11 protein-coding genes are annotated in these 13,853 nt (G+C 62.8%); 2 read left to right on the top strand and 9 right to left on the bottom strand.

Annotated features, from left to right (window positions below; genetic code table 11):
- Positions 1–5: 5 nt before the first annotated feature.
- The 7 genes from phaZ to BHMPCIPO_RS17595 all read right to left on the bottom strand — a co-directional run bounded on the left by phaZ (position 6) and on the right by BHMPCIPO_RS17595 (position 9,139).
- On the bottom strand, positions 6–1,280 hold the full coding sequence (gene phaZ, locus BHMPCIPO_RS17625) for a polyhydroxyalkanoate depolymerase (protein ID WP_173517968.1): 1,275 nt from the start codon (positions 1,278–1,280) through the stop codon (positions 6–8).
- Positions 1,281–1,600: 320 nt separating this feature from the next.
- The gene (locus BHMPCIPO_RS17620) at positions 1,601–2,623 is read right to left on the bottom strand and encodes a zinc-binding alcohol dehydrogenase family protein (protein WP_173517967.1); all 1,023 of its coding nucleotides are present in this window, start codon (positions 2,621–2,623) and stop codon (positions 1,601–1,603) included.
- Between the two features lie 32 nt (positions 2,624–2,655).
- Positions 2,656–3,633: an ABC transporter permease gene (locus BHMPCIPO_RS17615; RefSeq protein WP_173517966.1), complete on the bottom strand. Its 978-nt coding sequence runs from the start codon at positions 3,631–3,633 to the stop codon at positions 2,656–2,658.
- A 136-nt stretch (positions 3,634–3,769) separates the two neighbouring features.
- Positions 3,770–5,323: a sugar ABC transporter ATP-binding protein gene (locus BHMPCIPO_RS17610; RefSeq protein WP_173517965.1), complete on the bottom strand. Its 1,554-nt coding sequence runs from the start codon at positions 5,321–5,323 to the stop codon at positions 3,770–3,772.
- A 95-nt stretch (positions 5,324–5,418) separates the two neighbouring features.
- Positions 5,419–6,408 (bottom strand): ABC transporter substrate-binding protein, encoded by a 990-nt coding sequence (locus BHMPCIPO_RS17605; protein WP_173517964.1) that lies wholly within the window; start codon positions 6,406–6,408, stop codon positions 5,419–5,421.
- 166 nt (positions 6,409–6,574) lie between these two features.
- Complete coding sequence (locus BHMPCIPO_RS17600) at positions 6,575–7,594, bottom strand: aldo/keto reductase (RefSeq protein WP_173517963.1); 1,020 nt, start codon at positions 7,592–7,594, stop codon at positions 6,575–6,577.
- Positions 7,595–7,633: 39 nt separating this feature from the next.
- The gene (locus BHMPCIPO_RS17595; protein WP_173517962.1) at positions 7,634–9,139 is read right to left on the bottom strand and encodes a UxaA family hydrolase; all 1,506 of its coding nucleotides are present in this window, start codon (positions 9,137–9,139) and stop codon (positions 7,634–7,636) included.
- A 223-nt stretch (positions 9,140–9,362) separates the two neighbouring features.
- On the opposite strand from BHMPCIPO_RS17595, the gene BHMPCIPO_RS17590 reads away from it, so the two are divergent.
- Positions 9,363–10,241, top strand: a complete 879-nt coding sequence (locus BHMPCIPO_RS17590; RefSeq protein WP_173517961.1) for a GntR family transcriptional regulator — start codon at positions 9,363–9,365, stop codon at positions 10,239–10,241.
- A gap of 20 nt (positions 10,242–10,261) precedes the next feature.
- A complete protein-coding gene (locus BHMPCIPO_RS17585; RefSeq protein ID WP_173517960.1) occupies positions 10,262–11,347 on the top strand; it encodes a mannitol dehydrogenase family protein in 1,086 nt (361 codons plus the stop codon).
- On the opposite strand, the gene hpaI is transcribed toward BHMPCIPO_RS17585, so the two are convergent.
- Together hpaI and gabD are read right to left on the bottom strand one after the other, a co-directional pair.
- Positions 11,341–12,147, bottom strand: a complete 807-nt coding sequence (gene hpaI / locus BHMPCIPO_RS17580) for a 4-hydroxy-2-oxoheptanedioate aldolase (protein ID WP_173517959.1) — start codon at positions 12,145–12,147, stop codon at positions 11,341–11,343. The genes BHMPCIPO_RS17585 and hpaI overlap by 7 nt on opposite strands.
- Positions 12,148–12,397: 250 nt before the next feature.
- The gene (gene gabD / locus BHMPCIPO_RS17575) at positions 12,398–13,852 is read right to left on the bottom strand and encodes an NADP-dependent succinate-semialdehyde dehydrogenase (protein ID WP_173517958.1); all 1,455 of its coding nucleotides are present in this window, start codon (positions 13,850–13,852) and stop codon (positions 12,398–12,400) included.
- Position 13,853 lies beyond the last annotated feature (1 nt).

Here is a 13,853-nt window from a genome sequence, read left to right as displayed (position 1 = left end):
CGAGGTCAGGCCGACTTGCCGCCCTTGATGAGCTGCTTCACCGGCTTCACGTGCCGCGAATGTTCGCGGTGGAAGGCGACGATGCGCGGGGCGATTTCGCGGCGGAAGCGCGAACCATTGAAGACGCCGTAGTGGCCGACGTCCGGCTGCATGTAATGCATGCGCATATGATCAGGGATGTTGGTGCAGATCGCCTGCGCCGCCTTCGTCTGACCGACGCCGGAGATATCGTCGTTCTCGCCCTCGACGGTCAGCAGCGCGACCTTCCTGATCGCCGTCGTGTCGACGCGCTTCCCGCGATGCATCATCTCGCCCTTCGGAAGCGCATGCTGCATGAAGACCACCTGCACGGTCTGCAGGTAGAATTCGGCGGTCAGGTCCATGACTGCGAGATACTCGTCGTAGAAGTCGCGATGCTTCTCGGCCGCGTCGCCGTCGTTCTTCACCAGATGCGCGAAGAACTCCTTGTGGGCGATCAGGTGACGGTCGAGGTTCATCGACATGAAGCCGGAAAGCTGCAGGAAGCCCGGATAGACCATGCGCATGAAGCCCGGTTGCGGCCACGGCACCGGCATGATGACATTGTCGCGGAACCATTCGATCGGCCGCTGTTCGGCGAGCTGGTTGACGCCGGTCGGATTGATGCGCGTGTCGATCGGTCCGCCCATCAGCGTCATCGTCGCCGGCGACAGCGGATCGTCGGCCGCTTCCATCAGCGCGACGGCGGCGAGCACCGGCACCGCCGGCTGACAGACGCCGATCACATGGGTGTTCGGGCCCAGGAAGTGCAGCATCTGGATGACGTAGTCGATGTAGTCATCGAGATCGAAAGTACCTTCGCTGAGCGGCACCATGCGGGCGTCGATCCAGTCGGTGATGTAGATGTCGGAATGTGGCAGCAGAGCTTCCACGGTGCCGCGCAGCAGCGTCGCGTAGTGGCCGGACATCGGCGCCACCACCAGGACCTTCGGATCGGCAGCACGCCCCTTGGGCAAGGCGCGCTCGAAATGGATGAGGTTGCAGAAGGGAGCGCGCCAGACGATGCGCTCGTAGACGGAGACGGACGTGCCGTCGACCTCGGTCGCGGGAAGCCCGAACTCCGGCTTGCCATAGCGGCGGGTGGAGCGCTCGAACACTTCGAGCCCGGCAGCGGCCGCACGACCGAAATAGGTGTGCGAGACGGGATTCATCGGGTTGCTGAAGGCAAGCCGCATGGCATCGGCGGCCGTACGCCACGGCGCCATCATTGCATGGTTCAATTCATAGAGCTGGTAGAACATGGGAAGCGTACCCCTTGGTTCAATCAACGACAACGCCGCTCCCGGTCGGACGCAAGCTTGCGATTGTTTGTCTTGGTGTCCGCAATCGCTGCCAGACTACCATTTTTCTTGTGCAGTGCAACATGTATACCCGTGTCACCTCGATACAAGGCCTTAGGCCAGACTGAATCCGGATTCCTGACGATTTGCAAACGAGCTTGTCTGAAACTGGCGGTTTTCCGCTATTTTCGTGCGCTGGGTGCCGGATGCCGGGCAATTTCAGGAAAAAGTGGCAACTCCACGCTCATGGCGACCCTATGGCGATGCAGCAATCAGCGGTCTCACGTGACAGCCACCTTGACGATCGCCTTGACCAGACCCGTCTTTTCTTCCGCCCAACGAGGAAGATCGACGACGGCTCCGTCGAGTGTCGTGCGGTGGGTGATCAGGGCCTCGACCGGCACGAGGCCAGAGGCGATCGACGCGACGACATGGTCAAAGTCCTGGCGGGTCGCGTTGCGGCTTCCGATCAGCGTCATCTCACGCTTGTGGAACTCCGGGTCGGAAAAGCGGATCTCGTCCTTGACGACACTGACGAAGACCAGCGTGCCGCCATGGGCGACATAGGAAAAGGCCGCCTGCATAGAGCCACCGTGACCAGTGGCATCGAAGACGACGTCGAAGCCGTCGCCATCCGTCGCCTCGGCAACGCGCGCCGCCACTTCCATATCGGCGACAATACCGTTGGCAAAGCCGAGTTTGCGGGCGGCAAAGTCCAGCCGTTCGGTGCTGGTGTCGATCAGCGTCACCCGGTGGCCGGCGATGCGCGAGAAGATCGCGGTGCCGAGACCGATCGGTCCCGCGCCGATGACCAATGCCCGTGAACCGGCATCCGCGGAAGCACGGCGCACCGCATGGGCCCCGATCGCCAGGAATTCTACGGTGGCGGCGGCCTCCGGCGACAGATCCTGCGCCGGATAAAGATTGCCGTCTGGTACGATGATCTCTTCACAAAAAGCGCCATCGGTATGCACGCCGAGAACCTTGATGGCGGTGCAGCAGTTGGGTTTACCCTTTCGACAGGCAACGCAGTTGCCGCAGGAAAGATAGGGGTTCACCACGACCGGCGTGCCGGGCGCGATCGCCGTGCCGCGGCCACCGGAGATGACCGTAGCCGATATCTCGTGGCCCATGACGCGCGGGTATTCGAGGAACGGATGTTTGCCGGCGAAGATATGGTAATCGGTGCCGCAGATGCCGACATGGCTGACGGCGACACGCACCCACCCGTCAGGCACATTCTCAGCCGGCGGACGGTCGACGACCTCCAGATGGCCGGGTTCGAGGCAGAGCACGGCTTTCATGACATTTCCCACGGAATGTTCGGTGCCGGCGCCTAGCGGGCGCTGCGACGCCGGAGTTGGTCGAAATAGACGATGACGATGATCAGAACGCCGGTGATGATGCGCTGCCAGAACGAGTTGACGTTCAGGAGATTGGCGCCGTTGTTGATCGTCGCGAGGATGAAGGCGCCCAGCAGCGGCCCGTGCACCGAACCGACCGCACCGAACAAGCTGGTACCGCCGATGACCGACGAGGCGATCGCCTGCAGTTCCCAGCCCTCGGCCTGCGTCGCGTTGCCGATGCCGATGCGCGAGGCGAGCAGCAAGCCGACGAAGGCGGCGCAAGTCGAGGAGAGGATATAAGCGAGATAGATGGTGCGGTGGACGTTGACGCCGGAGAGGCGTGCTGCCTCGCTGTTGGAGCCGACGGCGAAGAGGTAGCGCCCGAAGCGGCTCAGATGCAGGAAGACATAGGCCGGGATCGCCACCACGATCACCATCCAGAACAGGCTGGGCACGCCGAGGAAATCCGCCCGCGAGAAGTTGGTGAAGGCTTCATTTGTGATCGAGATCGTCGAGCCGTTGGTGATCAGCAGGCCGATGCCACGGAGCGAAGTGAGGGTCGCAAGCGTGATGATGAAGGGCGGCAGGCCCATGCGTACGATGCCGAAGGCGTGGAAGGCGCCGATCAGCACTCCGAAGGCAAGCGTGAGCAGGATGGCGGCCCAGAGCGGCACGCCGGCCGCAAGCAGCCAGGCGACGATGACGCTGGTGAAGCCGACCACCGCGCCCACCGAAAGGTCGATGCCGGCGGTGATGATGACGAAGGTCTGGCCGACCGCAAGGATCGCCGTCATCGCGCCCTGGCGCAGCAGGTTGCTGATGTTGTTGGGCGTCCAGAAGCTGTTGGTGGCAAACCCCAGCAGCAGCCAGAGGAACAGAAGCAGCCCCAAAAGGGTGAGGCCGAACAGAATGCTCACGCCCTTGCGTGGCGCCGCACTGGCGCCGCTCTCCACCGTTTCCGCACTCATGATCTTCCTCCCTGCATCCCTCAAGTTTCTTAGATCATGACGATCTTGGATCTATTCGACCAAGATCATCATGATCGTCTTCATAAGCTGAGTGGGATGCGGGCGGAAAACCGCTCACTCATCCCGCTCCAGGCGTTCAAACGCCGATCGCCTGCGTCAGCACTTCCTCATGGCTGGCGGCGCGATAGTCGTGGCTGGCAACCAGCCGGCCGCGCCGGAACACGTGCAGCCGATCCGCGAGCTCGTAGACCTCAGGCAGATAGGACGAAATCAGGATGATGCCCGCCCCGTTCTCCAGAAGCCGTGCGAACAGGCGGTAGATTTCCGCCTTGGTACCAACGTCAACGCCGACGGTCGGCTCGTCGAAAATGAAGAGCTTGGCGCCGTGGCTCAGCCATTTGCCGATGACGATCTTCTGCTGGTTGCCGCCGGACATGGCGGACGCCAGGACCCGGCGCGAAGGCGTCTTGATCTTCAGGTCGCGGATCTGCCGGTCGGCATTCTCCCGCTCCTGCTGGCCGTTGATCGTAAACCCGCGCGTCAGCCGGCTGAACACCGGCAGGTTGATGTTGAGGCCGATCGGCAGATTGAGGCACAGGCCCTGGTCGCGACGGCTTTCCGGCGCCAGCGCGATACCGAGATCCATGGCAACACGCTCGCTGGCGATATCCACCTTGCGCCCCTGCCAATAGACCTCGCCGGCGCTTGGGCGATGGCGCCCATAGAGGCCGAGCGCAAACTCGCTGCGCCCCGCCCCGATCAACCCGTAGAGGCCGACGATCTCGCCGGCGTGAACGGTCAGCGATACGTCCTGGAATCCGGGACCGCTCAAGTCTCGCGTTTCGACGATGACTTCGCCGGGCGGAAAATGCTCCTTGTGATAGATCTGCTCGATCGTGCGGTTGATCATCAACGCGATCAGTTCCGCCTCGTTCGTTTCGCCGATCTTGCGGGTACCGACATGGGTGCCGTCACGCAGCACCGAGACGCGATCGGCAAGCTCGAAGACTTCCTCCATGCGGTGGCTGATATAGACGATGGTGACGCCTTCGGCCTGGAGCCTGCGGATCAGCCGGAAGAGCTGGGCCGATTCCTGCCGCGTCAGATAGGCCGTCGGCTCGTCGAAGATCAGGAACTGCGTGCCGCGCATCGCGGCGCGCGCGGTGGCGACGAGCTGCTGCTGGCCGATCGTGAGACTACCGAGCACGGCGGCGGCGGGCAGGTTGAAGCCGAGATCGTCGAGTACGCGTTGGGCCGCATCGGTCATGGCGCGCTTGCGCATCAGGCCATTGCGGTTGATCTCGTCGCCGAGAAACATGTTGGCCGCCACCGTCAGGTGGGCGCAGAGCACGACCTCCTGGTGCACGGCGTTGATGCCGCGTTCGATCGCCTCGTGCGGCGTGTCGAGCTGGACGGGTTTGCCGCACCAGAAGATCTCACCGGAGGTGCGCTTGATGACGCCGGTCAGAAGCTTGATCAGCGTCGACTTGCCGGCACCGTTCTCGCCGACGATTGCGTGAATCTCACCGGAAAGAAAGGTCAGCGACGCCGGCTTCAAGGCTTCCACGGCGCCGTATTTCTTCTGCAGGGCGCGCAGTTCCAGAATCGGTTCGCCCTTCGGAACCGGATGGCGCGTTGCCACGTGCAGGCCTTCGGTCCTGATATCGCGCGCCTCTTGCAACTCGGTCATCTGCGCATTCCTCCCATCGCGGAGATCGCTTGCGACCGGTCCTCGTTCCGGTCGCAAGCGGGTGCGGCGGGCAAAGCGGCCCGCCGCGGCCGTCGTCACTTCACCTTCGGGTTCAAGAGAGCGTCGATCTTCGGTTCGGCCATATTGGCCTTGGTCACCAGATTGGCACCGGTATCGACGTTCTTTTCGACCTTTTCACCCTTAGAAACGGCCAGCGCCGTCTTCACGCCATCATAGCCCATGCGATAGGGATCCTGAACGACGAGACCGGCCAGAACGCCTTCCTTGAGGAAGCCGACCGTCTTGTCGTCGCTGTCGAAGCCGATCACCTTGATCTTGTCGCCGAGCTTGTTTTCGGCGATCGCCTGGCCGACGCCCTGCGCCATGATCAGGTTGGAGGCGAAGACACCGACAAGATTGGGATTGGCGGTGATCAGGTCGGTCATGATGTTGAGGCCGGTCGTCGCCTGGCCGTCGGCATATTTGTCGGCGACGACCTTGAAGCCCGGATACTTCGTCTTGACCTGATCGAGGAAGCCCTCGCGGCGCTGGTCGAGCGAGCCGACGCCCGGGAGACTGGTGATGATGGCGATTTCGCCCTCTTCCTTCCCGGTCATTTCCTTGACCGCCGCAGCGAGACCGTCGGCAGCGATGCGGCCACCCTGGACGTTGTCGGTGGTGAGGAACGAGGAGAAGGCCTTCGAGTCCGCGCCCGAGTCGATGCCGATGATCGGAACAGACTTCGCCGCCTCATCGATCGGCTTGCCGAGCGCCTTGAATTCCGTTGGCGAGATGACGACGGCAGCCGGAGCGCCGGCAACCGCGTTCTCGAGAATGCTGATCTGGCCGTTGATGTCGGACTCGGATTGGGCCCCGAGCTCGGGTACATTGACGCCCAGGTCCTTGCCGGCGGCGCGCGCGCCGGCCAGCACGATTTGCCAATAGAAGGACGTGGTGTCCTTGACGATGATCGGGATCGTCACGTCCTGTGCGAAGGACGCGACCGGCGACATGCCGGCGATCATCGCAGCACCGGCCAGGGCGGTGAAGGCGCGACGGGTAAGGCTGCTTTTCAAAATGCTCATCCCAGGTTTTCCTCTCAGTGCACCGTGTTCCACTTCTTGGAGGTCGATCGCAGGTGCCGGCTTATCGACCTTTTATCGATAAAAAACATATCTGGATGCTAGTACGACAATTCCGGCTTGGCAAGCTGCCGGAACAGCATTTCAGGCGCGGGGCGGCCGCGATCCGCTAGACCCGAACCGGCTCGTCTCCGAGTTCCGGCGCGACCAGCGTGAACGGTTCGAAAGCCGCGAAATCTGCCGCGGAAAACCGGTGTTCGGTGAGTGCCATGTTGCGCGTCAGGCTCTCCGGCCTGGCGGTCCCGAGCAGCACGGAGGCAACCATGGGATGACCGAGCGGAAACTGCATGGCGGGTGCCGCAAGCGGTATGTTCATGCCGCGAGCAACCACTTCCATGGCGCCGACCTTTTGACGGACATCTTCCGTTGCCGGCATGTAATCGAAATGCGCACCCTCGACTGGGCCCGTTGCCAGGATGCCCGAATTGAAGACCCCGCCGACGACAAGGGAGGTTTGCTTCTTTTCACAGAGCGGCAAGAGTTCGGCGACGGCCGAGCGATCGAGCAAGGTATAGCGGCCGGCCAGAAGGATGCAGTCGATATCGGCCTGGCGCATGACCTCGAGGCAAACCGGCACCTCGTTCACGCCGAGACCATAGGCGGCGATGGTTCCTGAGGATCTCAGTTCCTCCAGCGCCTTCAGTCCGCCCTCCAGCAACTGCCTCATATAGACGGCGCTTCGGGCAGCGCCATGGGTGTAGACGCCGATATCGTGCACATACAGAATGTCGATGCGGTTGAGCCCCAGCCGGGCGTAACTGAACTCGACGGAGCGCATGATGCCGTCGTAGCTGTAGTCGTAGCTGACGTCGAAATTGAGCGGCTTCACATAGGAATAGTCAGGCACCTTGTCGTCCGGCACCGGATGAAGAAGCCGGCCAACCTTGGTGGAGAGGACGAACTCACCGCGCGGCTTGTCACGCAGGAAATCGCCGACCCGGCGCTCGGCAAGCCCGAGGCCGTAAAAGGGAGCCACGTCGAAATAGCGCAGTCCCGCAGCCCAGGCAGCGTCCAGCGTCGCGATTGCCGCGTCACGGGTACACTCCCGGTAGAGCCCGCCGAGACCGGCGGCGCCGAAGCTATATTCGGTCACCGATAGTTCGGTCCGACCGATCCGTCTCGTCTGCATTCCCCGTCTCCTCCTCCAAGGATGCCAGTCGTTCCGTATTTAGAGCGTCGCCCCCAGATGCCAGGGTACGAACTCATTGTCGCCATAGCCGAAGAGCTCGCTCTTGGTCTTGCGGCCCGAGGCGGTCTCGACGATCAGATCGAAGATCTCGCGGCCGAGCCCTGCGATACTCGCCTCCCCCGAAGCGATCACGCCGCAATCGATGTCCATGTCCTCTTCCATCGCCCTAAACAGCGCCGTGTTGCTGGTGAGCTTGATCGACGGTGCCGGCCGACAGCCGAAGCAACTGCCGCGACCGGTGGTAAAGGCGATGACATTGGCGCCGCCAGCGACCTGGCCGGTCGCCGACACCGGATCGTAGCCGGGCGTATCCATGAAGACGAGCCCATGCTCGGTCACCCGTTCGGCGTAGCGATAGACCGCGTTCAGCGGTGACCGGCCGCCTTTGGCCACGGCACCGAGCGATTTTTCGAGAATGGTGGTCAAGCCGCCGCGTTTGTTGCCCGGCGACGGATTGTTGTCGAGCGAGGCGCCGTGCATCGCCACATAGTTCTCCCACCAGGCGATCAGTCCGTCGAGCTTCATCGCCACGGCTTCGTTGACGGCCCGGCTGCGGAGCAGATGTTCAGCGCCGTAGATCTCCGAGGTCTCGGAGAGGATTGCCGTACCACCAGCCGCTGCAAGGATATCGACCGCGGCGCCGAGCGCCGGGTTGGCGGTAATACCTGAAAGCCCGTCGGATCCGCCGCATTGCAGGCCGACGACGATCTCGCTCACCGGAATGGCCACGCGACGCGCTTTGCCGACTTCGGCAGCAATTTCCTCGAGAATGCCAAGCGCTTTTTCCACCGAACGCCGCGACCCGCCGGCTTCCTGAATGTTGAAGTGACGCTTTTCGCCGCCGGCACCGCTCTGCCCATAGAGTGTCAACTGGTTGACCTCGCAGCCGAGACCGACCATCAGCACGCCGCCGAAATTGGCGTGGCGGGCATAGCCGGCGAGCGTGCGATGCAGATTGGCCATGCCGTCGCCCGTCGACGACATGCCACAACCCTGGTCATGCACGATCGGCACGAACCCGTCGATGCCTTCGTATTTCGGCAGGATGCGCCTGTTCGCCTCCTCGGCGATCGCACGACAGACGGTGGTGGAACAGTTCACGCTGGCGACGACACCGATATAGTTTCGCGTCGCCGCCCGCCCGTCGCCACGGCGATAGCCCATGAACGTGCGCGCCTTGTCGGCATCGCTTGCTGCTTCCGGCGCTCCCTGCGGGCCGATCGCCAAACGATCCCGGTCGAAGGCAAGGTTGTGGGAGTGCACATGGTCGCCCGGTGCGATATCGGCGGTCGCCCGTCCGATCGCCTGAGCATATTTGACGACCGGTTCGCCGGTGCGGATGGTGCGGATCGCGATCTTGTGGCCGGCATCGACCTTTGCTGCCGCGCGCGCGCCATTTGGCAGGGCGTCACCGGCGGCAATCGCCAAGGTCGCCACGACGACGTTGTCCTCCGGTGCGAGCAGGATGGTGGACGGCGCAGACACCGATTTCTCCGTGATTGTTGAGGTCTGTTCTTCTGTCTTTTATCTACAATAGACAGATCGTCGTCAATGGGTATTATAGCGGAACGTCGCTGACGCCGTCGGGCCAACGACCGGGGTAAACGGGAGGAAAGATGCTGACGACAGACGGAGACAAAACCGGATCGCCGCGATAGAGGAGCGTCGCTGATAAACGCAGACAAGTTCAAACCGGCCGGATCTTGCCATGGCAAAACAGAATACCGTCTTCAAGGATGCCTATAACCGCTGCCTGAAGCTTCTGGCGGAAACATCCTCGCTGCCCTCCGAGCCGGAGCTTGGGCAGGTGCTCGGCGTCAGCCGGACGACGGTGCGCGCAATCCTCAGCCGCTTCGAGGAACTGCAGCTGATCGCCTGGGACAAGCGCAAGAAGAACGTGCTGCGGCAGCCCCGCCCCGACGACTATTTTCCGACGGAAGAAACCGATTCGCTCTCCGAGATCATCGAGCGCAGTTTCATGCGCCGGATTCTCGCCGGCGGCGCCGAGCCCGGCATGCAGATCAACGAACTCGAACTGGCGCGCGAAATCGGCACCGGGACGACCAGCGTACGCGAGTTCCTGATTCGCTTCAGTCGCTTCGGCCTGATCGAGAAACGGCCGAACAGCCACTGGATCCTCAAGGGCTTCACGCGGGAGTTTGCGCTGGAGCTGACGGAAGTGCGCGAGATGTTCGAATTGCGTTCGGCCGCGCGCTTCGTCTCCTTGCCGCACGATCACCCCGCGTGGGAGGAGCTCAAGAAAATCGAGACCCTGCACCGGGAAATCCTGGCCGATATCGACAACCGCTACCGGGAATTCTCCGAACTGGACGAGCAGTTCCACTTGCTGGTGCACAAGGCGTCCAGCAACCGCTTCATCGTCGATTTCTACGACATCATCGCCATCGTCTTCCACTATCACTACCAGTGGAACAAGTCGAATGCCCGCCAGCGCAACGCCCGCGCCCTGGAAGAGCACCTTGCCTATATCGAGGCGTTGCGCTCGCATGACCCCGCAAAGGCCGAACAGGCCTGCCGGCGCCATCTCCAGTCCGCGCGCGAGACCTTGCTTCAATCCATTCCATAGCCAGCTACCGGAGCCACAAGATGACGACGCCGATCGTGCAATTCGGGACCAGCCGCTTCCTTCAGGCCCATGCCGATCTCTTCGTCAGCGAGGCACTGAAAACAGGTCAGGCGCCCGGGCCGATCACGATCGTCCAGACGACCGGATCCAAGGAACGCGCCGGACGACTTGCGGCGCTTGCCCGCCCCGAGGGTTTTCCGGTCGTCATCCGCGGCATCCAAGGCGGCGAGCGGATCGACCGGACAGTACAGGTCACCAGTGTGGCGCGCGCGCTTTCGACGGCTGAAAATTGGAATGAGGTCCGGGAGATCGTTGCCGAGGAGGCGGAGATCCTGATCTCCAATACCGGCGATACGGGTTACCAAGTCAGCAACGACCTGGTGACGGACATTCCCCGTTCCTTTCCCGGTAAGCTGCTTCTGCTCTTGAAGGCGCGCTTCGATGCAGGCGGGCGCCCCCTGACGATCCTTCCCTGCGAGCTCGTGTCGCGCAACGGCGATGCGTTGAAGGCGCTGATGCTGGGGCTTGCGGCGGAGCGGTTCGAAGAGAGCGCCTTTATCGACTGGCTAAACAAAAATGTCGTCTGGGCAAACGCGCTGGTCGACCGCATCGTCTCCGAACCGCTGGAGCCCGCCGGTGCGATTGCCGAGCCCTATGCGCTGTGGGCAATCGAAAACCAGCCCGGCCTACGCTCGCCCTGCACCCATCCGTCCGTGAAACTCGTGGACGACCTGACATCCTATGGGAAGCTGAAGCTCCACATTCTCAACCTCGGCCACACGGTGCTTGCGGATCTTTGGCTCAAGGAAGGCCGCGACCCGAACGAGACCGTCCGGGAGATCCTCGCCGACGCATCCGTGGCAGCCCGGCTGGACCACATCTATCAATCCGAAGTCATTCCCGCCTTCGCCGCCAAGGGTCTGGAGAACGAGGCGACCACCTATGCTGCAGCGACGCTGGAGCGCTTCAGAAACCCGTTCCTCAACCACCGCCTGGGCGATATCGCCAACCATCACCGCGAAAAGATCGAGCGCCGGATCGTCGACCTCCAGCGCTGGAGCCCGAGCGTTTCGATGCCCGAGCTCGCCGCAATCTCGAATCAGTAGCCGGATTCCTGCTTCTTTGGCGCCGAAGCGACCTCGCCGATAAACTCCTGGCGCAGCGCCGTCGTTGCGCGAACGAGCGATGTGACGTCCGTGCCGATCGCCATGAAATCGGCGCCGAGCTCGCGGTAGTCGCGTGCCTGCTCGAGGTCGAGCGTCATGATGCCCCTCGCCTTGCCAGCCTTCTTGATACGCTCGAAGGCGTCGGCAATCGCCGCACGCACCTCCGGATGGCCGGGCTTGCCGAGATAACCCATGTCCGCCGCCAGGTCGGACGGACCGATGAAGAGGCCGTCGACGCCGTCGAGTGCGGCAATCTCGTCGATCGCGGCAAGGCCTGCGCGGCTTTCGATCTGCAGGATCAGGCAGATCTCGTCGCCGGCGGTTTGGAGATAGTCGCCGATGCGGCCGAAGTGAGACGCACGGCCGAGGGCGGCACCAACGCCACGAACGCCATGCGGCGGATAGCGTGTGGCACGCACCAGTTGCTGCGCCTGCGCCAGGCTCTCGACCATTGGGATCAGCAAGGTCTGCACGCCGGTGTCGAGAATCTGCTTGATCAACACGGTATCGCCGACCGGCAGACGGACCATCGGATGGCTGGCGGATGCCGAGACCGCGCGAAACTGTGCCGACAGCAGCGGGATATCGTTCGGCGCATGCTCGCCATCGATTAGCAGCCAGTCATAGCCGCTGCCAGCCACCACTTCCGCCGCATAGGGGCTGGCAAGCGCCACCCACAGTCCAAGCTGGAAGCGGTTTTCGCGCAGGGCTGCCTTAAAGGGGTTCTTCGGGGCCGGCATGCTCATTCTCCTTAAACGTAGCCGTGAGGATCAACCTTCGCCCCTCACCCGCCTGCCGGTACCTCTTCCCGTATACGGAGACGATACCGCGCCGCGTTGAAATCCCTTTTCTCCGCTCGCACGGAGAGGGCTGGAGTGAAGGGTAACCTCACGCCATCGATAATTTCGATTTTGACACTAACGCCTTGCTGGCAAAAGAAAACCGGCCAAAACACTGGCCGGTTTGTTGCAAGTTGGATTTTCGCCTGTTTCAGGCAACGCCGCCGAGGCAGACATACTTGATCTCGGTGAACTCCTCGATACCGTAGCGCGAGCCCTCGCGGCCGAGGCCGGAGAGTTTCACGCCGCCGAACGGCGCTTCCGCCGTCGAGATCAGCCCGGTGTTGACTCCGACCATGCCGTATTCCAGCGCTTCCGCCACCCGGAACACCCGCGCCAGATCCTTGGCGTAGAAATAGGAGGCAAGACCGAACTCGGTATCGTTTGCCTGCTCGATCACATCGGCCTCGTCCTTGAAGCGGAAGAGCGGCGCGACCGGGCCGAAGGTTTCCTCCCGCGCGACGGCCATCGCCTGGGTGACGTCGGCCAGAACCGTCGCCTCGTAGAAGGTGCCGCCAAGCGTGTGGCGCTTGCCGCCCTGGACCACGCGTGCCCCCTTGGAGGTGGCGTCGGCAATGTGCTCCTCGACCTTTTCCAGCGCCGCCTTGTCGATCAGCGGCCCGAGGATGACGCCTTCATCAAGGCCGTTGCCGATCTTCAGCTTGGCGACCGCCTTGGCGAGCTTGTCGGAAAAGGCGTCATAAACTTTGTCCTGCACATAGATGCGGTTGGCGCAGACGCAGGTCTGGCCGTTGTTGCGGAACTTGGCAATCAGCGCGCCTTCGACCGCGGCATCGAGATCGGCATCATCGAAGACGATGAACGGCGCATTGCCGCCGAGTTCGAGGCCGAGCTTCTTGATGGTGGCCGCACTCTGACGATAGAGCTCGGCACCCACCTCGGTCGAGCCGGTGAAGGTCAGCTTGCGCACGACAGGGTTGGAGGTCATCTCGGCGCCGATCTCGCGGGCCGAGCCGGTGATGACGCTGAAAAGGCCCTTCGGCAGCCCGGCGCGTTCGGCAAGGATCGCGATCGCAATCGCCGAGAACGGCGTCTGAGCTGCGGGCTTCAGCACCATGGCGCAGCCGGCGGCGAAGGCCGGGCCGGCCTTGCGGGTGATCATCGCATTGGGGAAGTTCCACGGCGTGATTGCGGCCACGACGCCGATCGGCTGCTTCATCACCAGGATGCGCTTGTCGGGCTGATGGCCGGGGATCAGGTCGCCATAGATGCGGCGCGCCTCTTCGGCAAACCACTCGACGAAGCTTGCGCCATAGACGATTTCGCCGGTCGCTTCCGCAAGCGGCTTGCCCTGTTCCAGCGTCAGGATGCGGCCGAGATCCTCCTTGTTCTCGATCATCAGCTCGAACCATTTGCGCAGGATGCCGGCGCGCTCCTTGGCCGTGCGCGCCGCCCAGCCCTTCTGGGCCACGCGCGCCGCCTCGATCGCTGCCTTGGTTTCCTTGGCGCCAAGCTTCGGCACGCGGCCGATGATCTCGCCGGTCGCGGGGTTGTTCACCTCGATCGCGTTCGCCGCGTCCGCCTCGATCCACTCGCCGCCGACGAGGGCTGCCTGGCGAAACAATGATGGGTCTTTAAACGACATG

This window comes from Ensifer sesbaniae (assembly GCF_013283665.1).
Lineage (GTDB): Bacteria > Pseudomonadota > Alphaproteobacteria > Rhizobiales > Rhizobiaceae > Ensifer > Ensifer sesbaniae.
This window is presented reverse-complemented; position numbering and strand designations above follow the sequence as displayed.